The sequence below is a fragment of the Paenibacillus sp. FSL E2-0178 genome, from assembly GCF_038593005.1.
GTDB classification, from domain to species: Bacteria; Bacillota; Bacilli; order Paenibacillales; family Paenibacillaceae; genus Paenibacillus_AQ; species Paenibacillus_AQ phytohabitans.
Window position 1 is genome coordinate 3,616,842 of record NZ_CP151953.1, and the last position, 26,973, is coordinate 3,643,814.

Annotated in this window: 21 protein-coding genes; 8 read left to right on the top strand and 13 right to left on the bottom strand. The window is 52.4% G+C overall.

What is annotated here, in order from left to right; all coding sequences use genetic code 11:
* Window positions 1-156: 156 nt before the first annotated feature.
* The 3 genes from MHI42_RS15805 to MHI42_RS15815 are packed head-to-tail and all read right to left on the bottom strand — an operon-like array spanning window position 157 to window position 3,232.
* Complete coding sequence (locus tag MHI42_RS15805) at window positions 157-1,458, bottom strand: ABC transporter substrate-binding protein (protein ID WP_342424404.1); 1,302 nt, start codon at window positions 1,456-1,458, stop codon at window positions 157-159.
* Between the two features lie 58 nt (window positions 1,459-1,516).
* Window positions 1,517-2,350: a carbohydrate ABC transporter permease gene (locus MHI42_RS15810; protein ID WP_171720611.1), complete on the bottom strand. Its 834-nt coding sequence runs from the start codon at window positions 2,348-2,350 to the stop codon at window positions 1,517-1,519.
* Window positions 2,351-3,232 carry a sugar ABC transporter permease gene (locus MHI42_RS15815; RefSeq protein WP_171720612.1) on the bottom strand — a complete coding sequence of 294 codons (882 nt, stop codon included), beginning with the start codon at window positions 3,230-3,232 and terminating at the stop codon, window positions 2,351-2,353.
* A gap of 134 nt (window positions 3,233-3,366) precedes the next feature.
* Between MHI42_RS15815 and MHI42_RS15820 the strand changes: the two genes are divergently transcribed.
* The 3 genes from MHI42_RS15820 (at window position 3,367) to MHI42_RS15830 (ending at window position 7,097) form a co-directional block, all read left to right on the top strand.
* Window positions 3,367-5,205: a histidine kinase gene (locus MHI42_RS15820; RefSeq protein ID WP_342424405.1), complete on the top strand. Its 1,839-nt coding sequence runs from the start codon at window positions 3,367-3,369 to the stop codon at window positions 5,203-5,205.
* The gene (locus tag MHI42_RS15825; protein WP_342424406.1) at window positions 5,202-6,863 is read left to right on the top strand and encodes a helix-turn-helix domain-containing protein; all 1,662 of its coding nucleotides are present in this window, start codon (window positions 5,202-5,204) and stop codon (window positions 6,861-6,863) included. The genes MHI42_RS15820 and MHI42_RS15825 overlap by 4 nt, the downstream gene beginning before the upstream one ends.
* Window positions 6,864-7,001: 138 nt before the next feature.
* The gene (locus MHI42_RS15830; protein WP_231575287.1) at window positions 7,002-7,097 is read left to right on the top strand and encodes a YjcZ family sporulation protein; all 96 of its coding nucleotides are present in this window, start codon (window positions 7,002-7,004) and stop codon (window positions 7,095-7,097) included.
* Between the two features lie 52 nt (window positions 7,098-7,149).
* Here MHI42_RS15830 and MHI42_RS15835 read toward each other — a convergent pair whose 3' ends face one another.
* The 3 genes from MHI42_RS15835 to yicI form a co-directional block, all read right to left on the bottom strand.
* Entirely contained in the window at window positions 7,150-7,434 is a 285-nt protein-coding gene (locus MHI42_RS15835) for a hypothetical protein (protein WP_052421674.1), read from the bottom strand.
* An 87-nt stretch (window positions 7,435-7,521) separates the two neighbouring features.
* Window positions 7,522-8,697: a GDSL-type esterase/lipase family protein gene (locus tag MHI42_RS15840; RefSeq protein ID WP_342424407.1), complete on the bottom strand. Its 1,176-nt coding sequence runs from the start codon at window positions 8,695-8,697 to the stop codon at window positions 7,522-7,524.
* Between the two features lie 352 nt (window positions 8,698-9,049).
* Window positions 9,050-11,371 (bottom strand): alpha-xylosidase, encoded by a 2,322-nt coding sequence (gene yicI, locus MHI42_RS15845; protein ID WP_342424408.1) that lies wholly within the window; start codon window positions 11,369-11,371, stop codon window positions 9,050-9,052.
* A 127-nt stretch (window positions 11,372-11,498) separates the two neighbouring features.
* On the opposite strand from yicI, the gene MHI42_RS15850 reads away from it, so the two are divergent.
* The 4 genes from MHI42_RS15850 (at window position 11,499) to rarD (ending at window position 14,967) form a co-directional block, all read left to right on the top strand.
* Complete coding sequence (locus MHI42_RS15850) at window positions 11,499-12,416, top strand: helix-turn-helix domain-containing protein (protein ID WP_171720617.1); 918 nt, start codon at window positions 11,499-11,501, stop codon at window positions 12,414-12,416.
* Window positions 12,417-12,623: 207 nt separating this feature from the next.
* The gene (locus tag MHI42_RS15855; protein WP_342424409.1) at window positions 12,624-13,406 is read left to right on the top strand and encodes a YwqG family protein; all 783 of its coding nucleotides are present in this window, start codon (window positions 12,624-12,626) and stop codon (window positions 13,404-13,406) included.
* A gap of 138 nt (window positions 13,407-13,544) precedes the next feature.
* Window positions 13,545-13,895, top strand: a complete 351-nt coding sequence (locus MHI42_RS15860; protein ID WP_076247214.1) for a nuclear transport factor 2 family protein — start codon at window positions 13,545-13,547, stop codon at window positions 13,893-13,895.
* 193 nt (window positions 13,896-14,088) lie between these two features.
* Window positions 14,089-14,967, top strand: a complete 879-nt coding sequence (gene rarD / locus MHI42_RS15865; RefSeq protein WP_340989131.1) for an EamA family transporter RarD — start codon at window positions 14,089-14,091, stop codon at window positions 14,965-14,967.
* 86 nt (window positions 14,968-15,053) lie between these two features.
* On the opposite strand, the gene MHI42_RS15870 is transcribed toward rarD, so the two are convergent.
* Window positions 15,054-17,138, bottom strand: a complete 2,085-nt coding sequence (locus MHI42_RS15870; RefSeq protein WP_340989132.1) for a class I SAM-dependent methyltransferase — start codon at window positions 17,136-17,138, stop codon at window positions 15,054-15,056.
* A gap of 390 nt (window positions 17,139-17,528) precedes the next feature.
* On the bottom strand, window positions 17,529-18,371 hold the full coding sequence (locus MHI42_RS15875; RefSeq protein WP_342424410.1) for an NAD(P)-dependent oxidoreductase: 843 nt from the start codon (window positions 18,369-18,371) through the stop codon (window positions 17,529-17,531).
* Between the two features lie 117 nt (window positions 18,372-18,488).
* Here MHI42_RS15875 and MHI42_RS15880 point away from each other — a divergent pair, with 117 nt between their 5' ends.
* Window positions 18,489-19,322, top strand: coding sequence for a helix-turn-helix transcriptional regulator (locus tag MHI42_RS15880; protein WP_342424411.1), 834 nt, complete (start codon window positions 18,489-18,491; stop codon window positions 19,320-19,322).
* Window positions 19,323-19,411: 89 nt separating this feature from the next.
* On the opposite strand, the gene MHI42_RS15885 is transcribed toward MHI42_RS15880, so the two are convergent.
* Genes MHI42_RS15885 through MHI42_RS15905 form a run of 5 tightly spaced genes read right to left on the bottom strand, consistent with a single transcriptional unit; the run spans window position 19,412 to window position 26,963 of the window.
* Complete coding sequence (locus MHI42_RS15885) at window positions 19,412-21,343, bottom strand: cellulase family glycosylhydrolase (protein WP_342424412.1); 1,932 nt, start codon at window positions 21,341-21,343, stop codon at window positions 19,412-19,414.
* A gap of 42 nt (window positions 21,344-21,385) precedes the next feature.
* Complete coding sequence (locus MHI42_RS15890) at window positions 21,386-22,426, bottom strand: glycosyl hydrolase (RefSeq protein ID WP_342424413.1); 1,041 nt, start codon at window positions 22,424-22,426, stop codon at window positions 21,386-21,388.
* Between the two features lie 26 nt (window positions 22,427-22,452).
* Complete coding sequence (locus MHI42_RS15895) at window positions 22,453-23,463, bottom strand: carbohydrate ABC transporter permease (RefSeq protein WP_171720626.1); 1,011 nt, start codon at window positions 23,461-23,463, stop codon at window positions 22,453-22,455.
* Between the two features lie 24 nt (window positions 23,464-23,487).
* Window positions 23,488-24,387, bottom strand: a complete 900-nt coding sequence (locus MHI42_RS15900) for a sugar ABC transporter permease (protein ID WP_171720627.1) — start codon at window positions 24,385-24,387, stop codon at window positions 23,488-23,490.
* On the bottom strand, window positions 24,384-26,963 hold the full coding sequence (locus tag MHI42_RS15905; protein ID WP_342424414.1) for a DUF5696 domain-containing protein: 2,580 nt from the start codon (window positions 26,961-26,963) through the stop codon (window positions 24,384-24,386). Before MHI42_RS15905 ends, MHI42_RS15900 begins: the two co-directional genes overlap by 4 nt.
* Window positions 26,964-26,973 lie beyond the last annotated feature (10 nt).

A 26,973-nucleotide genomic window follows, 5' to 3' on the forward strand; every position in this document is an offset into this window, starting at 1 on the left:
CCGCCTGTTTTCCGGATAACCCAAAGGACGCCCCCGCCTCACCTCATATGCTGAGATAGACTGGAGCGTCCTGGCAAATCCACTTTATCCGGGTTAGGTCCCTAGAAGGACTCTCTGTTTAGTATTACATTAGAATGATTTGCTTGCAGGTACTGATTATTTCTTCAGCTTGTCCCAACCCGCCTGCATGCCTTTTTCCCAGCCGGCTTCATCCACTTTGCCCGCGATCAGCTCTTGGATGCTGCTTGCGAATTCTTGAGTTACACCATCAGGGAATTTCGAAGCCTGCAGACCGTAAACTTTACCTTCTTGAACATAGTTCCATACATCGGAACCAAGCTGGCCTACATCTTCAGTTGTTACTGGAATAGTCGACAGGGCAGGGATGAATTTCCACTTTTTAGAGATATATTCTTTACCCATGTCAGAAGTTACGAGCCAGTTCAGGAAAGTCTTGGCTTCTTCCTTAGATCCGGAATCCTTGTTTACGACCAGGTTCGCCGGAACACCTACAGACAGCTTATCGTTCAACTCAGGATCGTCACTGATTGGCATAGGGAACATGCCGATGTTCATGTCAGGCGTAATGTTATCAACCAGCGTCTGCGCCCAGTTTCCTTCTTGCATCATGGCAACTTCGCCATTAGCGAACATAGCCAGGTGCGTGTTGGCATCGGTAGTCAAAGGATTCTTCTGTCCGTATTTCACCGTCAGGTTAAGCAGGTTGCTCCAGTCCTTGAACTTCTCGTTGCCTACGATGGTGGAAGTTCCGGCATTCAGGCCGCTGATGAATTCATCCACATTATCCTGCTGTGCAAAAGCTACGCTGATGCCCTGGATACCCAGCAGCCACCATTCCTGATATGCGTTGCCGAAGGGAATAACGTCGATCGCCTGCAGCTTTTTAGCCGCTTCTTCCAGCTCAGTGATCGTTTTTGGCGTTTCAGTGATACCGGCTTTCGCGAACAGGTCCTTGTTGTATACATAACCGATACCTTCAAGGTTCATTGGCATACCATAGGTTTTACCGTCTCTGGTCATAGGCTCTGCAGCCAAAGGAATCAGATCCTTGACCCAAGGCTGATCGGACAGATCCTCGATCTTGTCTCCCCACAGATCGAATTCAGCGTAACCGCCGTTGGAGAAAATATCAGGAGCATCGCCGGAAGCGAATTTAGTCTTCAGGGCTGCCGCATAGTCTGCGCCGCCGCCGACAGTCTGGATGTCCAGCTTGATGTTAGGATGTTCTTTCTCGAATTCAACCTTAAGCTCGTTAAGGCCTTCTACGATTTCGGTTTTGAACTGGAAGATCTTAACCGTTTTCACTTCACCGGAGTTGCCAGCGCTTCCATTTGATGCATTATTTGAAGCGGTATTGTTGTTACCGCCGCATGCTGCAAGCACGACAGACATCAGCATGACGCTGGACAGCATCACTGCAGAGCGTTTTTTCATCATTTTTATTTCCCCCTTGAATAAGTTAACTGCTTAATATGTGGAACGGGAGCCCGGTGAATTAACCCTTCACCGAGCCAGCCGCTATTCCCTCAACAATGTAACGCTGCATGAACAGATAGAAAATCACGATGGGAGCAACCCCGATAGTCAGTGCCGGAAGCGCCATATCCCACTGCTTCGTATACTGCCCGAAGAAGGAGAAGGTCGCCAGCGGAATGGTCCGCAGTCCGGGTGCCTGAAGAATCAGCGATGGAAGCAGATAGTCATTCCAGATGCCCAGGGCATTCAGCACGATAATCGTCATCAGCATCGGCTTCAGCAGCGGAAGCACAATCCGGAAGAAGGCCGAGATCGGATTGCAGCCGTCCACGGTTGCCGCTTCTTCAATTTCCAGCGGCACAGACTTGATGAAGCCGTGGAACAGGAAGATCGCCATCGGAATACTAAGTCCCAGATTGGAGATGATCAGACCCGTGAAGGAGTTGTTCACATGCAGAATGTTAACAACCTTCAGGATCGGAATCATGATGGTCTGGAACGGAACGACCATAGCGGCTACGAACAGCAGCAGCAGAACCTGGTTGAACCGGTTGTTGGCACGCACCATGCGGTAAGCCGCCATAGCGCTGAACAGCGAGATCAGCACCACACTGATGATCGTAACAATCAGCGAGTTGCGGAAGGCCTCGGAGAACCGGGCCAGCTTCCAGGCATTAGTATAGTTCGACCACATGAAGGTCTGCGGCCAGCTGGCCGCATCGCTCAGGATCTCACCGAAGGATTTCACCGAGTTCGCCAGCAGGAAATAGAAAGGAGAGAGGAACAGAAGCGCCAGAAGAATCATAATCACTTCAATTCCGATATTCCATCTGCCTTTTGATTTAGCATTCATTTAAGCTTCTACCTCCTTGCTCTTCGTTACACGGACCTGAATCACTGTGATCAGTGCGACAATCACGAAGAATAACAGCGCTTTTGCCGTACCCAGACCGTAACGGTTGTTCAGGAAGGCTTCATTGTAGATATTCATAGCAACGGATTCCGTCGATTTGAACGGCCCGCCTTTGGTCAGCGACAGGTTCAGGTCGAACATTTTGAAGGACCAGGAAATCGCCAGGAACAAGCCGATCGTCACCGCAGGCATAATCAGCGGCACGATAATGTTGCGAAGCACCTGCATCCGGGATGCGCCGTCAATCTCGGCAGCTTCGAGCACTTCTTTGGACACGTTGCTGAGCGAAGCGATGTAGATAACCATCAGATAACCGGAGGACTGCCAGATGAACACCATGACGATTGCCCAGAAGCCGGTTGTTGCGTCACCGAGCCAAGGAAGGTTGAAGAAGGACCAGCCTGTCATATCCCCCATGGTAGCGAAGCCTTTGATGAAGATGAACTGCCATATGAAACCAAGCAGCAATCCCCCGATCACATTCGGCATGAAGAAAATGGTCCGGAGCATATTGCGTGTTTTTAGAGGTTTGGTCAGCAGATAGGCCAGGAAAAAGCCCACTACATTGGTCAATATCACTCCAAGGGCCGTGAATCTCACGGTGAACCAGAAGGATGACCAGAAATCGGGATCATTGGTAAAAATCATTTTAAAGTTCTCAAAGCCGACCCAGCTAACATTACCCGATACGCCGTTCCAGTCTGTGAAGGAGTAGTACATCCCCATCAGGAAAGGAATAATCGTGATCAAGGTAAAAAACAATAATGCCGGGCCAACGAAAAATACTTGTTGACCTAATTGGGACAACTTATTGCCGCGCATTTAATGGCCCCCCTTTCTTTTACTCACTCACTTGTTTATGATCTAAACATATTATCTGTTTTTTGCAGAGCCCCTTACACCTACGCATGTGATCTTTAAGGTGTAAAATATTGATCGGATGTGACAAGCACCTCATGAAATGGAACAGTATCCGCACGAAACTGATCGTTTTTCTACTCCTGCCTACATTAATCTGTATTATGGCTACTATGTTCGTCAGCTATTCCTATACGACCAACTCCCTGAGAACCCGGGCGGTCGATGAGAATAAGAATCTGCTCTATCAGGGCTACAAGAACATTAACAGTCTGATCGGGGAGATCAACCGCCTGTCGCTGAGCGTGTATTCTGACTCGGAATTCTACCGGCTGCTGGAAGCGGGGCACGACGACCTGTCCTCCGATATCGCAATTTACAACTCACTCAGTTACATTTCCACCTCGCTGCCCAACATCTCACAGGTGTACTTATACGGTGTCAAAGACGGTAAATCTACACTGATTACCGATAATACAACGCCCAAGCGCTGGCTGGAAAACCTGCCCTACCAGGAGTCCAATATTACAGGAACCTCTCCGGTTGAGGTGCAGAGTACCCATACCAGCAACGCCTACGGGCTAAAGCTGCCGTTAACGCAGTTCGTGCCGGAGCCTGTTTTTACGATGCACCGCAGAATTGAGCGCATCCCTTCCTCTGAAGCACTCGGCTATCTCTCGATTGATGTCAAGCTGGCAGCTCTTGGTGATATAGTAGACCAGCTGTACGACCAGGATCAGGAAACCATCTATCTGGTAGACAGCGCCGGAAGACTGGTGTATGGGCCTGACGCCGGCACATTCGGCAAACCGCTGGATGCAGCGTGGTACAATAAGCAGATAGCTGACAGCACGGGGACCCAAGGGTATTTTGAGCAGGACAACTCTGTGTTCATTTATCAAAAAGTCGAAAGCATCGGCCTTAGCTGGACGCTCGTCAAGCAGATCCCTGTCTCCTATCTGTTCCGCGAAGCCAAAGAGGCTGCCGGCATTAACCTGCTGCTGCTCTTCGTGCTGATGAGCATGATCATCACGCTGACGATTCTCATCTCCTTCCGGATAACGGCTCCCATTAAGCAGCTGACCCGTTATATGAATCAGGTCCAGACCGGTAACCTGGAGATCGATATCCGCCCGGCGGGAAAAGATGAGATCGGTGTAGTCACGGAGCATTTCCGCAGTATGATGGACACGATCAACAACCTGATTCTGCGGGAATACAGGCTGGAGCTGTCGAACAAAACCAATGAGCTGAGGGCGCTGCAGTCGCAGATTAACCCGCATTTCCTGAACAACACGCTTCAGATCATCGGCACGCTCGCCCTTGAGCTGAAGGTGCCGCAAATCTACGGCCTGCTCTCGGCACTGGCCAAGATGATGCGCTACAGCATGTATAATGATGAGAAGATTGTGACGATACAGAATGAGCTGGAGCATGTCAAAGCCTATATTGAGCTGCAGAAGGAACGTTTTGAAAATAAGTTCAGTTTCCGCTACGATATGGAAGACTCCCTGCTGCACGCGCTGATGCCCAAAATGATCCTGCAGCCGATTGTGGAGAATTACTTCAAGCATGGATTCAACCTCGCCCGTACAGACGGATTCATTGAGATTACAGCAGCCAGACTGAGCCCCGGCCGGATGGAAATCAGTATCTGGAACAACGGCCTCTCAATTCCGGCCGCAAGGCTGGAGACGCTGCGCAAGGAGCTGCAGCAGCCAAGGGCTGTTGAAGAGCTCGACATGCTCAAGAATTCCGGTCAGGACAGCTATAGCAGACGCGATGCTCCCGGTGCGGGAATCGGCCTTGGGAATGTGCTGGCCAGGCTGCGGCTGGTATGCGGGGATGATGCCTCTCTGACGGTGGACAATCTGCCAGCAGGCGGGGTCATCATCCGGCTTCAAATTGATATATTAGTGGAGAGTGAACGGATATGAAGGCGCTTATTGTGGATGACGAAGCAAGAGTCCGGAAGGCCGTCCGGCTGCTGGTGGACTGGGATGCGCATCAGATTGATGAGATTCTGGAAGCAGGGAACGGTAATGAAGCCATCGGGCTGATCCGCAAGGAGAAGCCTGCGCTGGTGATTATGGATATGATGATGGAGTCAGGCAGCGGCGTTGAGCTGATGACCTGGGTGGATGAATTCGCAGGCAACACCAAATTCATTGTTGTCAGCGGGCATGATGATTTCGACTTCGTGCGCCAGACCGTCCGCCACGGCGGCATTGACTATATTCTGAAGCCGATTGAAGCAGATATGATTAACACTGCGGTATCCAAGGCGGTAGCCGCCTGGCGCTCCGAAGAAGAGGAGCGCAGCCACCGTCAGCTCCAGAGCCTCCGGCTGAATGAGATCAAGCCGATCTACGGGGAGAAGCTGCTCTCCGCGCTGATCGATGATAAGGTCAATGCCGAGGCTTCGCTGCGCAGGCTGACCGGTGACGGGATCATACCGCAGAGTGTCCGGGCTGCGCGGCTGATCCTTCTGCAGACGGACAGCGGCAACAATCCGCTGCTCAAACGGTTCGGGGGCGACAGTGAGCTGATGTACTACGCCATCGTGAATATCTGCAATGAATTCCTGCAGCTGCAGCGTAAGGGCATTGCCTTCCGGTACTGGGGCGGGCCGCCGGAGATCGCCATCATTCTCTGGGATCTGGAGGAATCTGTTGTCGAGCTGATCAGCCGGATTAATCAGGGGATCTACCGTACCCTGCAGTTCCGCATGCATTTCGGAATCAGCACCGCAGGCGCGTTCCCGGGACAGCTGCCGGCGCAGCGCACAGAAGCTGCCGAAGCCCTGCTGCGGCGGAACCTGTTACGGCATGAGGATTACTGCCATTTCTCCCCGGGTGCGGGAGCCGGCGGCATGGCGCCAGACAGCCGGGAATCCGCCAACACGGAGGCAGAGGCACCTCTGAACTTCGCCGATGTCCAGGAGGACTGGCGTATGGCGGTCATCAGCGGCACAGCAGAAGCTCTATCTGCTGCCGCGCAGCACTGGACCCACGAGCTCAGCCGCCGGGGTGTCGTTACCCCGCAAATGCTGAATTCGTGGAAGGCAGATGCTCTCCTGTTCCGTTCGCGGCTGGTCCGGGAAGCGCTGGGAACCCAGTCGGACAGTGTGCTGGCCGAGCTTGAGCAGGCTGATCTCCTAAGTCCTTCACCGCCGCCAAGCGGTTATTCCTTCTCCCTGTTCGCCTGGCGCGACTGGTCCTTTGCGCTGATGCAGCAGCTGTCCCAGACGCTCTCAGCCAGACACATGAAAGAGCGGAACCCGATGACGGAGATCGTTAAATATATCGAGCAGAACTACCCGTCTGACCTCTCCCTGCAGGAGGTTGCCGGCAAATTCTATGTCAGCCGCGAGTATATCTCACGCAAATTCAAACAGGAATATGGCATCAACTTCTCCGACTACATCGGCAGCGTCCGCATCGAGAAGGCCAAGCTGCTGATGCAGAATCCTAACCTGAAGCTGGCGCAGATCTCGGAGATGGTCGGCTTCCATGACGTCAAATACTTCAGCAAGGTGTTCAAGAAGCAGATCGGCTGCTCGCCGAAGGATTTCCGGGGGCAGGCGGAGCATTGAATGCATTGAAGACATTATCCATTTCCGCTTCTATTTCTTACCCGGCTCTGAGCTTTAAATTGGTCGATGGTCTATACCCGAATGACCAAAAGTGCATATCATGGTTCTGAAAGATGATATTGCGAAGGAGGTAAGGCGATGAGCGGTTGCGGAAATGTCGGTGGACTTTTTACTTCTACCACTACAATCTTAGTCCTTTACATTCTGCTGGTGATCATTCTCAAAACATTCTAACCAATCATAAAAAAAGATAAGGACCTGCTTACGCAGGCTCTTATCTTTTGAGTTAAGACAATAAAACTATAACCAGCAATTCGAACAGTACCAGGGTCAGGATGGCTTCATCGCTGCTTCCGAAGGCGCGTCCTGCTCCATGATGATTCTGTACCCCCATGTATAACAATCCTCTATCGCAGCCGAGAATTCTCCCAGTAACGACCTGGCCGTCAATCGTCTGCACCCGGACAATCTGGTTCACATGTTGTCTGCATACACTGTGCAAGTGATGCCGAACAGACTTCAGACTCTGAATATAATTTTGATCTGCTTGATACAGCACTTTGGGCTGCATTGGTACTCCCGCTTGAATGCTCACTACAGGCACACTACCCTTCTGATAAAGTACTACATAGTATGCCTAGTGCATTCAAGAAGTTCGTTACAATTGTTTCCCGTACCACTCCAGAAATGCATCCGCCACTGCCTTGCCGGCATTGCCGTTCGGATGCGGGTCAAACTCGTCGCTCATATACTCCGGTCTGATTCTGTGATCTGCCGGAGCAGGTACAGACAGTACCGCCGCGATATCGAACACGCGGTCTACACCGGCAGGAGGGTTCGCCAGGATCGTCTCATTCACCTTGCGCCAGTATACTTCCCGTTCCCCCTCGAAATTGAATGGCGGCACGGTGCTGAGAATCACAGCAGTCTCAGGCCGTGCTTCCTTAATCTTGGAGATAATATGCGCCAAATCCCCCAGCAGCTCCTCTGCCGTACGGTTGCCGATATCCAGATCATTTACTCCGAGCACCATCAGCACTTCATCGCCCTGCTGCGCCTTGTCCAGCCAGGCCCCATCCGTGGCAACATCATAGGCCCGTCCCCAGCCGGAGCCGATATTCCACAACCCGTACTCCGTTCCTAATCCTTCAGCAATTCTTGCCGCCCAGTAGGAATATTCATCCTTCGCGGTCCGCACTCCCTGCGTAATCGAATCCCCCAGGAAGACCAGCTTCTTCGCTACATCCTTCTTGTATCCCAGGAAGCTAGGCAGGACCTGCAGCTTGTCCGATTCACTGAACGCTTCAGCTGTCTCCTGAGCAGCCAGATTGCCCGGCGCATCGTAGCCGGAGACCAGCATCCCCTCCACGTTGAAGGGGATCGACTTCCCGGCAGCTGCCGTCTTCAGCGTCCAGGTGAAGGCCAGGTAATGCCCTTCCGGCAGCTCCAGCAGCGCTTCATCGCTCCAGAACTGCTCGCCCGGAGCAACGTTCCGCGAGGCTTCGCCACCGAAGGTTACCGGAACCTGCGAACCTGGCACAACTGTACCATCCGGCACGGCTCCGCCATCGGCAACATATGCCGCTTCGATGCTCCACTCCCCGCCCGGTTCACTGGCAGCTGCCTCCTCTCCCAGGTTCCATGTGGAGTCTACAGCATTGCTGTGCCAGAACTTCAGTGTCAGGCTGCCATTCTCCCGCAGGCGGACATAGATCCGGTACGTGTGGGTGAACGGCTCGGGCGAGTTCATAATATGATTAGCGGCTGCGGATACTGCCGTTGCTGAAGTGAATTCAGACTGGCTGTACACTCCTGTATTAACTTTATTGTTCATAGCATTCTATTCTCCTATCGTTGCTGACAAAAATGAGATTATTAGTTCGTTCACAGCTTACCTGTAATAAATGGAAAAAGGCAATAATGTTGTACGTTCTACAACTTCCATGCTTGAATATTAGGCTGTTTGAGAGAAATGTTGTACGAAATACATGAATTCCTCCGCAAAGCCGCCGAGAGAAGGAGAAATGCTGCCTTGCATACAACAATTCCGGATTAGGATCGATAATATGAGGAAAATGTTGTACTCCGTGCAGGATTACCGCTGTTCAATCCTCAAAAAACTCTCTGATACACCGGGGACGAATGTCCCCTGTCATCAGAGAGCTTGAGTATAAGGCGGTATAAGCTTATTTCAGCGTAATCGTGAACGATACGGATGTAGCTCCGGCGTTTACTTTCACTGTAGTTTCATCTGCTTGTTCAGCACCTTCTACGGAAGCGATAGCGCCGAGATCCTTCAACGCAAAGGTGAATGCTTTGCCGCTGCCTTCTGCAGTTACGGTTACCTTGCTGCCGCTGCGCGCAGCTTCTACCTTCAGCTCAGGAGCGCCGTTGATATCGCGTACGGTCGCCGATGTAGCCTTGCCATCCTCCAGGGAGTACAAGCCAAACTTCACGCCTTCAGCGAAATCATAATCCGGACGGCTGTCTTCGCTGCCCACGGCAAGCAGGGAGTTCTGGCGTACGAACAGCGGCAGGCTGAAGAAGTCATGCTTCTCTTTGCGCCATGATCCGCCCACTACGGTCTCACCGTTCAGGAGATGCGTCCAGCGTCCAGCCGGCAGATAGTATTTCACTTCGCCGTTCTCCTGGAAGATCGGAGCCACGAGCAGGGAATCGCCCAGCATGTACTGGCGGTCCAGCACCTCGCAGGTCGGATCTTCAGGGAATTCCATCACCATCGCCCGCATCGAAGCCCAGCCCTGTTCATGTGCCTGTCCGGCTACATCATACAGGTAAGGCATCAGGCTGCATTTAAGCTTGGTGAAGAAGCGGGTAACATCCACGGCTTCGTCGTCGTAAGCCCAAGGCACACGGTACGAGGTGCTGCCGTGCAGACGGCTATGGCTGGAGAGCAGGCCGAAGGCCAGCCAGCGCTTGAAGACATGCGCAGGAGCAGTGTTCTCGAAGCCGCCGATGTCATGGCTCCAGAAGCCGAAGCCGGACAGGCCGAGCGACAGGCCGCCGCGCAGGCTTTCTGCCATGGACTCGTAGTCGGCGTAGCAGTCGCCGCCCCAGTGAACCGGGAACTGCTGCCCGCCAGCGGTTGCCGAACGTGCGAACACGGCTGCTTCGCCTTTGCCAAGCTTCTCTTCCAGTACTTCAAAGACAACCTTGTTATACAATTGTGTGTAGTAGTTGTGCATTTTGTGCGGATCAGAGCCGTCGAAGTAAACAACATCCGTTGGAATGCGCTCGCCGAAGTCGGTCTTGAAGCTGTCTACGCCCATGTCCACCAGATCACGCAGGTAACCTGCATACCATTCACAAGCCGCAGGGTTCGTGAAGTCCACGAGTCCCATACCCGCTTGCCACAGATCCGTCTGATACACGTCGCCGTTCGGTTTTTTGAGCAGATAGCCGTTCTTCTTGCCTTCTTCAAACAGCGGTGAACGCTGTCCGATGTAGGAGTTGATCCAGACGCAGATCTTAAGCCCTTTCTCATGCAGGCGTTTCAGCATGCCCACAGGGTCCGGGAATACACGGGAATCCCACTGGAAATCGGTCCATTGGTATTCGCGCATCCAGAAGCAGTCGAAGTGGAACACATGCAGCGGCAGATCGCGCTCAGCCATTCCTTCTACGAAGGAGTTCACCGTAGCTTCATCGTAGTCCGTTGTGAACGAAGTCGTCAGCCACAGGCCGAAGGTCCATGCCGGTGGAAGCGCAGGCTTGCCGGTCAGGGAAGTATATTTGGTAATAACTTCTTTAATGGTCGGCCCTTCAATAACGAAGTATTCCAGGCTCTCTCCAGCTACGCTGAATTGGGCTTTTTTCACCTTCTCCGAAGCGATTTCATACGACACCAGTTCAGGCTGGTTCACGAATACGCCGTAGCCTTTGCTGGTAACATAGAATGGAACGTTCTTGTAAGCCTGCTCGGAGCTTGTACCGCCGTCTTTGTTCCACAGGTCAACTACCTGGCCGTTCTTCACAAAAGCAGTGAAGCGTTCACCCAGACCATACACGAATTCGCCGATGCCGATATCCAGCTCCTCACGCATGAACGTGTTGCCGTCCTGATCAGTGATATAGGCCATCGATTTGTAACCGCTGCCTGTAATGCGCTCGTCGCCGCGGTAGAAGTCTACCGACCAGTGAGTTCCCTTGTTAATGACCACGCGGAGTCCGCCGCTGATCAGCACGGTCTGTGCTTCGGTTTCTTCAATTTGAACATGATCGCCTGTTCCCTTAGTCAATTCAAAGGAAGGACCGCGGTCGATAACGCCGTCATTATGAATAATCTTAATCCCAACCACACCCGGAAGCGGGGAATGGAATTTTACGGTAAGCAGTGTGGAATTCAGTGTTGCTGCACGTCCAGTAATCGGAGTTGTCTGCGTAATTGCTGTCAGACCTTCTGCAGTTTTTTCCACCGCATAGTTCTGAACTGCACCATTGATTGTGATTCCGTCGCGAACCAGCCAAAGGCCGTCTGTAAATTTCATGTGTGCACTTGCCACCCTTCAATTTGGTGTTTATAGTTGCATTATAACGATAACAAAATCACAAAACTACTATAATATAGCTAATTTATAACACTATTTTGATGTTTCACCCACAAGGAGGGCCATAATGGACCGCACATCGCAGCGATTGCTCAAAGAAGACCGTGAACACGGGGATGTTATGTTTCCCTTGGCCGCCTATTGGATAGAGCTCCCGGCCGGAGCCCCTGTCCTGGATACCCACTGGCATGAGGAAGCGGAGTTCTTCCTGCTGCTTGAAGGCGAGATTCTCTTTCAGGTGGATACGGATTATTTCACGCTCCGCCCCGGCGAAGCCGTGTTTATTGAATCCGGTGATATTCATGCCGCCTATGCGGCTCTGGACACTCCCTGCCGGTTCTGCGCACTTGTCTTTCACCCCGATCTCCTGGCCAGCGCCCAATATGATACCATCCAGCAGACTGTAATTCTGCCGCTTCAGGAGAAACGCCAGAGTTTTCCGCGTCACATCACCTCCTCCGTACCTTGGCAAGGGGAGCTTCTGCTGCACCTGGAGCGGATGATGGAGGCATATGATAATAAAATGCCCGGATTCGAGTCCTTTATGAAAGGAACTTTGCTGATCATGCTCTCACAGATTGCGCCGCCGGGACGTTCGGTGAACTACAGCCAGTCTGCAGGCGCCGATAACACGAAGATCGACCGGCTGAAGAAAGTCATCCTCTATATCCAGGACAACTATCAGGAGCCAATCCGCACGCGCGATCTGTCCGAACTGATTCCGATGAGTGAGGGGCAGTTCTGCCGGTTCTTCAAAAGCATGACCCGCAAGACGCCCGTCGATTATATCAACTCCTACCGGATCCGCCAGGCCGCAGCCCTGCTGCAGCAGAGTGACCGCAAAATCTCCGATATCGCCATGGATGTCGGCTTCGACAACGTCAGCTACTTCATCAAAGTCTTCCGCAAAGCGATGAACTGCTCGCCTTCCGAATTCCGCAAGGATGCTATTCCGGGAGCCGGTCAGGGTCAGCTTTATCCGTAAGATCAATGGGATAATTTGAACTGACAAATTTAACCTGCCCGTGTAGAATAACAATTTAGAAGGGCGGGAGAAACCTTGAATACATTTAAGATAATAACAGCGTTTATACTACTGCTCCGCTTCTTAATAACGGGTAATGCAGCAGGCAGCAATGAGACCTCCATATACAAGCACCCGCTGGCATCTGATCAAATCACAGACCCTTCAATGGGTGAGATCCGCTTGATGCTGGGAGAAGCAGGTCTTGATAAGTATTGGGATACATTAAAACATCACATTCTGCCCGGATTCTACATGGTTCCACAAATGACAGATGAAACAGAAATCAAGCTTGGCGCCAGCAAAATCGGGGGACATCCTGATATGCCCTCTTCCTTTCAATGGCCTTCGTGGAAGAACCATCCCATGTCGTTTGTCGCTCAAATCAATCTTGAAGAGTTCCCTATGAATTTGGTTAACCCGGGGTATCCGGCTACCGGAATTCTCTACTTCTTCTACGTGTATGATTCTGAGGTATGGTATAACAGCGATGATTATGATTCAGACAAGAAGAATAATAATGTTGTATATTACTCCCCTGAAACTACAGAATTGGTTCGAATGGAGCCACCGATGACATTATCGGAAGATCAAATATTCAAATCCGCGCTGCTCGAAACAAAGCTTGAATTAACGATTCCCGATTCAGATTATCTGGAAGCCAACCATCTGATGAACAACGAAACGGACTTGAACCGCTATTCCCTGGAATTCAAACCGAAATTCCTGATTACTTACGACCGTGGAATCGGATTCCGTTTCCTGGGCCATATGACAGCACTGCAATACGGAGGTCATCCCAGCGATGAGATTCTATTACTCCAGGCTGATTCTGATGATCAGATCGGGATGGAATGGGACTTGTCCGGTTTATTGCATTTTTTCATCAAAGCGGATGATTTCAAAAAATTATTCTTCGAGAATGTCTATACGTACCGCGTGGGGACGTGAGGTCAGCGGGTTCGATAGGATCGGTCACCCTCCCTATTCACCCTCCAATCTGCTTACCAATGCCCGGATACGTTTAAGTTACGTGTAAGGGTGGAGCCATGCCGCTTCCGCTACTCTACTTACAGGAGGCAGATCACCATGAATCAACATGTCACTATGCCGAGTGAGGTACAGGAGTTCTACAATGCCATTAACCAATATCAGCCTGAGGCCTTCATTGAATTGTTCACTCCCGGCGCCAGCGTTAAGGATAACGGTAAAGAGATTGCGGGCAGGGAGGCTATACAGGCCTGGGGAGAATCAGAGCTGTTCTCTGCCAAGGTCCGCTATACGATCATGGAAATAGAAGAATCCGGGGAGTCCGTCGCTGTGACAGCAGAGATGGAAGGGGAATTTAACAAGAACCGCGTTCCCGCTCCGCAGCTGTTCAGACACGAGTTCAAGGTGCAGGGCGGTAAAATCAGCTTACTTAACATTACGCTTAAGTAGCGATACAGATTTCATTAATAATGTGAAGGGGCCGCAGTCACGCGGCTCCTTTTTGTTGTTCAACACAGAGCATTTCGTCTATCGTGCTTACGGAGCGAAGCTCAGCTAAATACAGGATGCGGAATGCCTGATATAATGAACGAATTGAACCTAATATTTCCATTCTTCTGATTCTTTGAGCAGGGGTGTCATTATGAAAAAAGGCATTATTTATGCCGTTCTATCCTATCTCATCTGGGGGTTTCTGCCGCTCTACTGGCGGCTGTTCCAGGCTATGCCCGCATGGGAAATACTTGGGCACCGGATTGTGTGGGCTTTCGTTTTTGTAGCTGTACTGGTTACGTGCTCGCGGCAGTGGGGGCGGCTGAAGACTATCTTTTCAAGCACCAAAAGCACCGTAGCAGTTGTCCTCTGCTCCTTCTTCATCAGCATGAACTGGTTCCTGTTCATCTGGGCTGTGAACAATAATCACGTGCTGGAGACCAGCCTCGGCTACTATATGAATCCGCTCATCAGCGTTCTGTTTGCGGTCATCTTCCTCAAGGAAAAGCTGTCAGCGTGGCAATGGGCGTCTATTCTTCTGGCAGGCACCGGTGTGGGGATTATGGCGGTCCAGTACGGGCAGGTTCCATGGGTGGCAATTGCGCTGGCGGTCACGTTCTCCCTGTATGGTCTGGCCAAAAAGCTTGCAGGGCTCGATGTTCTGCTCGGCCTGACCGGGGAAACACTGATGGCCATGCCAGTTGCGCTGGGCTATCTGATCTACATTCAGTCGCAGGGCACAGGAACGTTCGCTTCGCTGTCTCCCCTGCTGATGATCGTCCTGCTGCTGTCCGGAGCCGCTACGGCGATGCCGTTGTTCTGGTTCGCCAAGTCTATGCAGCTGCTCCCGCTCTCCATGGTCGGCTTCATCCAGTACATCTCGCCGACGACGAGTATGCTGCTGGCAGTATTCCTGCTTGGTGAGCCCTTCTCACAAGGGAGACTGGTCAGCTTCTCCTTCATCTGGGTTGCCCTGATTGTCTACAGTGTGGCCGGCTTCAGGAAATCCAGGCTGCCGGCTACCAACTGATCGGTCAGTTTATCGAAAAAGGGCATTACCAGACCCGGACACGGCTGTGGTAATGCCCCTTTTATGTTCCACTCAAGCGCCCGGCTTCAGCCTGCCTTACGGATTACAATGAAGCAGGTGCTGTCCGGCAGTGCGACCGCCTGCCCGCTCTCATCCATCACCACGACCCGATCCTGCAGCGCCTCCGTATACCCTTCCTGCAGGTAATGGCGGAAGACTTCAATCTTCGCCTGATCACCAAGCGTCTGCTCAATGAACGCGGCATATTGCGCCGGAGTGAAATATCCGAACTGCTCCTGTACCTCATGGATATAGGCTTCCTCGCCCCACGTATACGTGTACAGAAACTCCATCGCATCATTCACCGGCATGAGGACCTCCCGGGCGCTAAGCTGCTCATACCGGATACTCCGGCCGGCAAAATCCTTAGCATACCGCTCCAGCCACGCCATTCCATCATCCTCCAGGAACCGTACTCTCCGCTGCTGATCCTCCGGCTCACTCATAATACCGTCGCGGATAATAATGACTCCGCCGTCCGCCAGCACCCCGAAGGCGCTGGTTAGCGCTGCCGCAACCGTCCCGTGATTGAACTTCTTCCCGTCCAGCGGGACATAGGAATACAGCTCATGCAGGATGGAGGAGAAAATCACTGTGTCGACCGTCCCCGCCTCCACGTAATCCTTCAGGTTCAGCGCATCGCCCTGGAGCACCTCCCAGCGGTGGTCTTCCCGCTGCTTGCGCTGCCGCAATGCTTCAATGACATTGCTGGAGATATCGATGCCCACCGGAATCACGTCCGGCATCCGCTGCTCGATCAGATCCAGCAGCACCCCGCCGCCCGGCCCGATGTCCAGCACCTTGCGGCCGGTGACGTAATCCAGAATAACCGCCTTATAATCTGCCGTATCATTCATCTGGCTTAAATACGTATCCTCGTTATGGAAGCGGTCGAACGCATCCCGGCGCAGATCGAACAGATCGAACAGCAGCAGCACCGCCCGTTCATACAGCGCCGACTTCTCGGCTTCTATACAGAATTCAATCAGCTTCTCAGCCGCCGGGGAGAATTCGAAGTTGAAGAACAGCGTGTCGGGCAAATGCTCCTTCCGCAGCAGCCGGTGCAACAGATGCGGATTGCCAGAAGGCTGCTCCCCGCTGTAGATCTCTGTCCAGTCCAGCTCAGACAAGTATTTCTCAATGATCCGTTTCTTGTACACGTTGATCTTCTTGCTGCCCTTGTAGTCATAATAAATGCTATTCATCACCGCTTCGAAGCTGATATGGTTCAGAGCGGACAAATCACTGCTAGCGGAGAGGCTTACTACTTTGAGAAACTGCTCCAGCGAGAAGGTCTGCAGTGCTGATTCCACATACCAGAAGGTGACAGGCTGCAGCGGCTCCAGTACAGCAGGATTGAAGCCCTCCTGCACAAGACTGCTCCACTCCGTCTCATAATCCTCGCCCTGCGCGATAGACCCGGAGCGCATTCTCCGCAGACGCTCCTTCATGGGGACTTCATCATGCAGATTCCCTGAGGAGATTACGGCAATCAGCTCCATCACCTGAGGGCGAACCTCCTGCCACAGCTCCGGGGCTACGGCAGAGATAATGCAGTGATTCAGGGCGAACAGCAGCCGCTCCAGCTCATCTGCAGTCAGCAGCCCCTGCTCCACCAGTCCGGATAACGGAAGATTGACCGAAGGCGGAACCTCGCCGCGGATCTGCTGCCCGATCAGCCCATGGGTTTCGATCAGCCGGTGCACGATCAGCCGCTTATCCGCAGAGGCAGCGTCCTCCCGGTCATCCTCTGCATAACGCCAGTACAGCTGTGCCGAACCGATATTATGCACAAATATATTAATGCCGTCCTCCTGCCAGCTTCTGCGCTGCCGGATCGTACCGCCCTTGGCAGTCTCCGACCAGATCAGCGTCTCTTCAGCCAATTCCCTGATCCAGTAGGATAGCGGCAGACTGTCCAATACGCGCAGGCTCCGCTCTACGTAATCCAGCACCGGACTCTGCTGCTCCAGTTCCCCCAGTGACTCCACCCGTTCGAGGTTCACAATCGTCTGCTCGGCCTGAACGATATATCCCAGCCACAGACAGCCTTCACCGGGGAGTCTTCCTTCTTCGCGGTATGTTTCAATAGCCTGCAATGATTTCAGCATTTGCCTGCCTCCCTATGTAATAACGATCTCTATACAATAGCCCTGCTGGCTGCGGTTGAATCATGATCTCTATAGATCAACTTAAGCCCCCCCAGCTGGGCGAGGACGTAACTGCGGTGAATATTTGGCCTTCCAGCAGCTGTTGTGTCCAGATTTCTTGATTTAACCCGCCTTTTGCGGATGAAATCCGGACACAAAGGCGGACGCTACCGCTCCTCCATTCCAAAATTCCCCTCCGTTACCTTTTGCCTTTATGTGTAGTTCTTTAGTTCATCTTATTCAAACTGTTCATACAACAAACCGCAAGCTTCTGAAGAGAAGCCTGCGGTCAAGAAAATGCACTACTATTGTATATTGTATACCAGATTGCCGGGAGAAGATAAATCCAATTTAAAGTGCACCTGCATCCCTAGCCGTATAGAATGACGGGAAAATCGGCCGGTAATGTAATTCATCCCTGATCCGGGTGGTATCAATGACACCCTCCCATGGATTGAATTCCTGCTGCTGCGCTTCCGGGGAGGTTTCAAAATGATGCAGCTTCTGCAGCTCCGCAATGGAGATCGGTGCATCGTCACCGACGTTGTAGATCCGGCCATCTATCCCGTCTGCGGAAGCAGCGAGCAGCAGGGCCTGACCCACATCGGCATGGTGCGCCATATGCATTCGTTTTGCCGGATTCCAATTGCCTGCGAGCGGCAGAAATTCTGTGATATGCGGATCCCGCTCACCGTAGACAAAGGGCAGCCTTACAATGCGCAGGCCTAATCCCTGTTCATGATGAAGCTGCAGCAGCGCTGCCTCAGCCTTGGCTTTGGACTGCGGATAAGCAAACGCAGGCTTCAGCTCGTCATCCTCCTGACTGGGTCCCGCGTTACTTCCGGAGCCGTAGACATTATTGGTGCTCGCAAAAACAAACCTTGGCACCCCCGCCTCCAGCACTGCCTTGGCCAGAGCGATGCTGCCATCGAAATTGGATATCCAGGTAGTATTCTCGTCTACCCCGCGGAACTGAGCTGCCAGATGAAACACAACATCAATCCCCCTGAGAGCCTCCACATAATGCTCCGGCTGCAGAAGCTCGCCTTCTACAATTTCTGCCCCCTGCTCCCGGAGCCCATCCGCCTTGGCGGCATCCCTGATCAACAGCTTAACGTGATGACCGCGCTGCAGCAGACGCGGAACGAAACGGCTGCCTACTTTACCGGTGGCTCCAGTTACAAATATATTCATAGTTCAAATCCTCCTAAGTTTATAGATGCTATACTGGCAGTATAATAGAATGTGTAACTGGCATCCTTCCTGCGTTTATCGTAGGACTGTCAGTGTCAGGATAAGGAGGAGTTCAACATGGAAGAGGTTTCTTCCAGAATGCCGTTAGGAGAATTTCTGCGTTCGCGCCGGGAACGTCTGACTCTTGAAGAAGCCGGGTTAGTCTCTTATGGAAGACGGCGGACTCCGGGACTCCGCCGGGAAGAAGTGGCCCAGCTTGCCCACATCGGAACCTCATGGTACACCTCTCTGGAGCAGGGAAGAAGTATCAATCCTTCAGAGGATGTACTGAATAACATAGCAGAGGCGCTGCGGCTGACTGAAGACGAACGTCACCATCTTCATCTTCTTGCCAGACCTGTGCAGCAGCAGGCCGTAGAAGATCAGCAACTGAATACAGGCCTGGAACGGATGATTAAGGCCATGGAGCCGAATCCGGCCTTCGTAATCGGGAGAAGCTGGGATTTGCTGTTATGGAATCAGGCAGCGGAGCTGGTTTTCGGCTTTCCTTCATTCTCAGAGGGTGAGCAGGAGCGTCCCAACTGGATGCGGCTGTTATTGACGGGCGGGAAACGAAGAATGAATCCAGAGGACTGGGAGAGTAAAGCAGAAGTAATCGTTGCACGCTTTCGTGCGGATTACGCACATTTTCCTAATGACCCGAGGTTCAAGGAGCTTATCGGGGAATTTATGCAGAGCAGCCCGCTGTTCCGCGAGAAATGGCCGCTGCATGATGTTCAGGTTGTAACGGACTGCCACAAACAGTGGAATGCGCCGGGCATCGGGGAGCTGGAGTTCGAACATATGACCCTACAGCCCCAGGGCCATCCAGATCTGAAGATCATGATTTATACAGCTACTGCCGAAACAGCTGCACGTCTGCAAAGTCTAATGAACACCAGCGAACATTAATCATGCGTTTATGGGTTCAAAAATAACAGCAGCAAACCAGGACATGATTCTCCCGTCCACGGTTGCTGCTGTTTCGTTATCCGCTAAGCCTATCTTCTACCCGCTCTCCGCCGGTACATGACCGCTGCCGCTACAACGATCAACGCCGATCCAGCGAGCAGGATCATTAAGGTATCGCTGCCTTGGCTGGCTTCCTCTGGCTGGACAGCTTCAGCAGAATTCTCCACTGAATTTGCTGCTGCAGTATCTGCCGATGCCGGATCAGCAGATTCCGCCAGCACCTCTACAGCCTGCCCGTCCGCTTCTTCCGCAGCCAGCGCTGCCGCCTTTTCTGCATCCTCTGCGGAGACCCCGGCAATTTGAGTGCCTGTCTTGGTAATCGTATACGGGATGACTGCACCGCTGCGGAAATGCATCCTCAGCTGCACTTCCCCATCCTTGACTTCTTTCCAGAATTCATCCGTGAATTTGATCTCTCCGGTCGTATAGTCCGGATAGAAGGCTTTGTAGTACTCCTTGAAGGGCGTCCAGTCATTAGGTCCGGCATTGCCGCCAGATGTATAGACAGCCTCCAGTGTTGCCAGACTATCGCCGTTGAACCAGGCCGGGATCGTGAAGATCCCTTCAGGACTTTGCGCACTAATGAAGCTGGGCATATCATAATAAATGATATTCATTCTCCAGTCAGCACCCGCGCTGAATTTGGCAGTTAGAGCTGCATTAATTCCGTACTTCTGCGTAACAAGCTTCTGCAGCAGCGCGGATTTGAGGATAAGGTTCTCTCCCTCAAGCTCATAATCCGTTCCTTTTACAAGCACTTGTTCCTGATTAAGCAGCGCCGTGAACGTATTGCCGTTCAAATTCAGGGGAATGGCGGTATCCTTCATTTCCGCATCCTTTAGAATATAGACCGAATCCGTCTCCGCATTGGAGGAACGGCCTTTCCAGCCCTGCTTCATCACCTGATGAAGCTCCTCGTCTACCCACTTGAGCGTGCGCCGGTCGAAATGCTGCCCGTTGTCCCATAACATCAGCGGCATTTTTTTCTCATGGGCATAGTAGGTAACGTATTCAAAAAACTTCAGAATCTCGCCATGCTGGACAGTACTCAGCGATTTATCGAACCCGAGCAGGCCGAATTCCCCGACAATTACGGGAATGCCCTTGGCCGTGAAGGTATCATAAGCCCGGTCGAACGCCTGAATTAGATCCTCCCTGGCCGTGTTATCGAACGTGGTCGAGCCCCCAAGGTTCACACTGAACGCATAATAACCATAGTAATGGAACGTTGCTATCAGTCTATCATCATTTAATTTCTTGATGGTTGCGGCTAATGCATCCAGTCTGGCCTGGGTAGGGGCAGCAGTGAGCGTAGAAAGTACCAGCGGCCGCTGCTTGTTGTTCCCTCCGGAATGCCGGACAATAGTATGAAAGGACACATTCAGTTCATCCAGCATAGTGAAATATTCCGGGCTGTCCTTACTCCAGTCGTCGGAGAAACGCGGCTCATTCAGACTCTCGAACATCAGGCTATCCGGATAATTCTTGAAATGCCCGGCAATCTGCGTCCAGGCGGCATTGAATCTGTCCAGCACCTCATCATGCTCCGCTGCCATGTTCATCACCCAGTTACTGTCATGATGAAGATTAATAATCACATGAAGGTTCGCAGCCAGCGACCAGTCAACAACCTCCTGAATCCGGGCCATGAAGTCCTGCCGGATTGCATAATCAGGAGCATCGCCCATCCTGTGCTTCCAGGTAACCGGGATACGGATGCTCTTATAGCCCTCCTCCGCAAGCTGCCCGATGAAGGCCTGGGTCACGGCCGGGTTCCCCCATGAAGTTTCATCCCCGGAAGCCTCGAAGGTATTCCCCAGGTTCCAGCCCGGTCCGAGCGATTCAACATAAGCCTGCAGGGCATTCTTCTTCGCCCGGGTTTCCGCCTGCGCAGGAACTGCCGTCACCAGGACGGCCAGCAGCAGTATACAGGTAATGACGAACGAGCGTTTCAGCTTCATCTCAGGCCGCCTTCCTAATCATTTCTAAATACACATGCTCATTCAACTGCTGCTTAATTCGTCCTCGTCCCTCAGATTTGGAAGCTCATCCTTCGTTACCGTGAGCGGATGATCATAATACTTGATCAGATGCTTGCGCTCCGTATATCCGCTGCTGTAGGCTCTCCGGCCATCCTCTTCAGTCATATACACAAATGTGCCGTACCAGGTGCAGTTCCAGGCCCACAGGGCCTGATCCTTCAGCATGGAATCCGGGTCCGGAAGCACTCCATTCTCCGATAAGGCAATGATTTTGTTCTGCCCGGTATAGCTTCGGGCACGCTGGAAATGCCCCTTCTGCGAGCTATAGTCTCTGGCCGAAGGATACAAATCCTCCCCGATGATATCAACGTATTCATCACCCGGATACCAGTCACCATGCTGGCCGTTCCATACCCAGATCAGGTTATTCAGCTTATGCAGATTCGTCATCCGGTCATACATCAGCTTCCACAGCCGGATATACGGATCAGCGCCGCGCGCGCCCCACCAGAACCAGCCGCCAGATGCCTCGTGCAGCGGTCTCCACAGTACGGGGACTCCGGCAGCCTGAAGCCGCTTCAGCTGCAGGGCGATGGCATCCATATCCCGCAGCAGCAATTGATACTCCTCCGATTCCGGATGATCCAACGCCTGTGCAAGATCAAAGGTCGTGGCCTTGGTATAGAAGCCGCTTCCCCAGGTCTTGTCGGGCGGCAGATCGATCAGATCCTTGGGCGCGTTCCAGTGCCAGCAGAAGGTGACAATCCCGCCGCTCCGCCACCAGCCGATGGCAATATCGGTGTCACTGCATTCCGCCCCCCGCTCCGTCCGGGAAGGCGAATAATTCATGAAGTCGAAACCATAGACAGCCGGGTACTTGCCTGTCACTTCGTACAGAATCTCAAGCTCGGGCGCCGATTCGACACCGATCTGCTGTCCCGTTAATACACGGGACCCGTAGATGCTGCACAGATAGGTCATTAGCCTAAGCGCACCCGCATCCGCATGCGGGTTCACCAGCTTAGGCTCCACTATATATTGGGATGCCTTCTCTTTATGCATGTTCTAAATTCCTCTCTAAATGAAGATCAACCGATAATTCCGCTGCGTTCCACGCTCTCTACGAAGTAACGCTGCACCACCATATATAAGGTAATCAGCGGGAGAATCGCCAGCAGGATACCGGTATCGATAATCATCGCTACGTGATTGGGGTCCGCCTTAACACCCGATCCCCCGCCTACCCCAAGCAATCCCGGCAGCAGGGCATTGGCCTGCGCGGCCAGCGAGCTGACCTTCGTAGGCATAAGTGCAATTTCACTCATGAACAGCGAGGTGAAGAAGGTATCGTTATACTGCCAGACGAAGCAGAACAGGATGACCGTAATCATCGGCGAGACCGCATTGGGCAGCATAATCCGCAGGAACGTCTTCACGCCCCCTGCACCGTCGATCAGCGCCGCTTCCTCAATCTCCTTCGGCATCCCCTTGAAGAACTGGCGGAAAATATAAATGAACAACCCCGCCTTAAGTCCGATGGCAGTCGCGGATGTAATCATCGATGGCCAATACGTATTGAGCAGATTAATGCCGCTTCTCCCTGTAAACAAATGAATAATCCCCATAATGTCAAAGCTTCTGAAATGCAGGTACATCGGCACCATCAGCGTGCTGGTAGGGACAAGCAGGGTAAGAATGACGAGCGCGAACAGGATATTGCTCCCCGGAAAGCTGAACCGGGCGAAGCCGTAACCGGCCAAAGCGCAGGAAGCCGTGGTCAGCACCGTAGTCACTACGACGAAGAGCAGCGTATTCCCCAGCAGCGGGAAGTAGTCCAGAATCTGCATCGCCATTCTGATGTTATCCATAGTGTAGTGGACCGGAATCATATAAATCGTCGGATTGTAAATATCCGCTTTATCCTTGAAGGCAATCGAGAACTTCATAAGCAGCGGGTAAATAATGATGAAGGAGATCCCGATGACCAGCGCATAGCGGAACAGTGCGTATAGAAGATCCACTGCTTTGCCTTTTAGCTTATGGACTCTATGGTGATTCGCCTCCCTATGAGCAGGCTGAACAGATTGAGGAGCTTGCATAGCCGTACCCTCCTTTGCGATTAATCAATTGTAATGCACTCTTTTGGACAGGAAGTATCCTACAATAATCAGGACGATGCTGATAATCAGCGTATAGATCCACGACATGGCCGCACTGAGACCAAAGTTCTGGGTGGTGAACGCGGTGGTGAAGATCATTTGCGTTACTTTGCTACCCGTGAAAGAGTCGATAATGGTGTAGATCACATTGGTCAGGATGAGCGGGCTTACCAGCGGGAAGGTGATTTTCCAAAAGGATTCATAAGCGGTCGCCCCTTCAATCTTCGCTACCTCGTACATCGCCCCCGGAACCGACTGCAGCGCGGCCAGGAAGATTAGAATCTGTACACCCGAGCTCGTAATAATCTCATAGATCCGCAGGATAGCATCCACAATGTAATCCACGAACGAGAGCGGCAGACCGATATCACTCAGAATCATCACCATAGACATGACATTGTACTGTGAGCCGGATTGACCGAGTTCATTCACAGCCGTGGCATCCCCCACCAGGTTGATCAGTCCGGACGCTTCTGCCGCCGAGATCGCATTCGAAGCCAGAATAACAGGCAGAAAGAATATCGCACGGGCCAGAACTCTCCCCCGGAATTTCTGATTCAGCAGCGTTGCCGAGAACAGGCTGAAGAACAGGATCATTGGAACGTTAAGCACCATATCCCTGACGGATTCGGTGAGTACGCGGTTAAAGGTGGCATCTACAAACAATGCATTATTGAAATTAGACCAGCCTACCCATTCCAGTGTGAAGCCTGACGGATCAACGTTTAATTTGCTGAAGCTGAACTTAACCGACTGGATGAGCGGAGCCGCGAACATGAACACGAATCCAAGCAGCCACGGCGTAATAAAGGCAACTCCCAGCCAAGAGCGCTTGTGATTTAAGCTGAGCTTGCTCCCCCTCATGACTGCCCACCTTCTATCCCATATTGTCCGGCTCCGACAGTGAAGCCGTGTACGGAAACCTGCATGTCTGTGTAATTCACATAGATTGAAATACCATTGCTGTACTGCACCTCCACAACACCCTCCTGATGGCGTATATGGTTCACAATCTGCGCGTTCTGTACCGGAGAGAGCACTTTACTGACTTCCTTGTACAGCGAAACCGCCTGACCGTACCAATCCTGATAACTTGTGGCATACATATCGTCAAAATGAGTGTATTTCAGCTTGGAGGACGGCTCATACGACCAGGAGAAATGCGGCGCGGCACCAAGCTCAATAGAGCGGAGCAGCTGCACCTTGAGATCCTGCTCATCGTTCAGATTCACCGGCGTCCCCGTATAGCTGATGTAACCATGCACAACCATTTCATAGAACGGGATTTCTTCATCCGTCAGCACGAAGCCGCTGGAGGCTATTGGCACATTGATCAGATGATCGGAGTAAGGCCATGCATAAGCATTGCCGCCTGCGACCATCGTCTGGCCGATGCTCTGATCCAGCTTGCCCAGCTGCTCCTCTACGATTTGTTTGGCCGTCTCCCGCTGAATGACCCGACTGACCCGGAAATCCGAGCTGAGCACACTGCCGAGATCCCGCAGGGATACGCCGTTGAACCCATAAGCTTCATACTTGCTCATGAAATTGTCCACATAATAGGGCAGCTTGGCCGGGGACAACAGATAGTAGCTTCCGAGCGTCATATCCATCCGGTTCAAAGCCCGGTTATACGGATAGAGCTCCGCTTCTTCCCGGGTCACGAACCGGGAGGCATCGGAGGAAGGCGTGAAGCCGCCATCATCATGATAGATCTTCTGGAAGGCCACATCCGGGAATAACATACCTCCCGCCTGTTCCAGCTGCTCTGATAATTTAAGAAGCTCCTTTTTACTGCCCAGCACACTTTCCGTCTTCAGCTTATCCGGTGAAGCGTGATTCACCCCTTTGGCAGACCAGCCGGTATAGCGCATAAGCAGCCGGTCAACGCCATCCTGCTTCAATTGCTCTGCAATCTGCGCCGCCTGCCCGAAGGTAGTCATGGCAATCTCGGACCGGTAAGGGACGCCGAGGAACGACTTCTGCTTGTCGACCGCACCCAGCATATCGAGATACAAAGGAATATCCTGCCCGGCTTCCAGGGGCTGCAGCACCTGCTCCGCCGCCAGCTTATTCCGGTACAGCTCAGCCATTCCTGAATAATTGGCTTTATCTTTGCCGAGGAAGCTGTAGCGGACCTCAATATCGCCTTTGTAAATCTCTTCATTTAACAGCTGGATTTCCTGAATGGTAGACCCCGTATACAGCTCAAGCTCATCTTCCCCCCGCAGGGTGTAGCTGCTGTGGATGAAGTTGTAGGAGTTCTTCTTGCCGCTGATATCTGCGGCTATGCTGGCTATGGCATCGCCTTTCTCGATCACGGCAAACCATGCGGCATCCTCTGTTTTCAGGCCAAAGACCGGCATTCTGGCACTCTCGCTGACCTGCCCGCGTCTATAGCTGTTATCATTCGGGTCCGGGCCGTATACACGCTGAACATACTGCTCTTCCTTCACTTTTCCGTTATTCAGATAGATCAGGCTGCCGGAGCCGTCCGGAACGAACATGTAGCCGTCGCTCTGCTGACCGGCAGCTCCGAACATATTCAGCAGCTCCAGGCTGCGGATCTGGTATTCACCGCTCTCCTTGACCTGGTTCATCGGGACGGTTACTACGAGTGACCCTGCATCCAGCCGGTATTCCAGCGGAATGATGAAGTTTGGCTTGCTTGTTCCCGAGCCGCCCTCCACTCCGTTCTCCTCATTATCGAAGGCCAGATCCTCTGCAGAATAACCGGATTTATTGAAGGCTGCGGTCATTTTGCTCAGCACCAGCGGCTTCGAGACCTGGGCATCAATGCGCTCCAGAACTTCCGGGTCACCGTCTTTCGGATAATAACGCTGCCCTACATATTTGGCGCTGGACGCATCCAGATTAGCCTGGACCTTCTCTTCCATTCTTGTCTTGCTGATGAACTTAGGCAGCGCATCAATCCCGATGGAAGTATCTCCAATCGTATATACAATCCGCAGCCCGTTCTTGATACTCTCGGCAGTGAATTGTTTGCTGCTGATACTCTGGGCGAAGTTCGTATACGATTCAAGCGTCCCTATAGAGTCACGGAACAGTACATTCAGCTGCGAGGACAGCAGCTCCTTCTCGAATCCCGAAGCCAGGGTATCCTGCCCGCGGCCCGCCGGATTGCTGTACCAGATCTGACCATGGCTTTTATCCTTCACGGCAATTTCCGTTGTCTCAGGATTGAAGTATAAGGACAGCTCAGATTCATCTGCTGCAAGCTGCATGCCCGGTATACCCCCGGACGAATCCGGCAGTGCGGTGAACCCGGTCCCAGCTTCCAGCTCAGCCGTTACTTCCATATAAGAAGAGGCTTCAACCGCCTTCACTCCGCGCGAGGAGAAGAATACGGCAGAACCGGCAAGAATAAGCATGACTGCGGCACAGGCGAGCACCGCGACCAGCATTTTACGATTTTTCACAGGTGCGGCC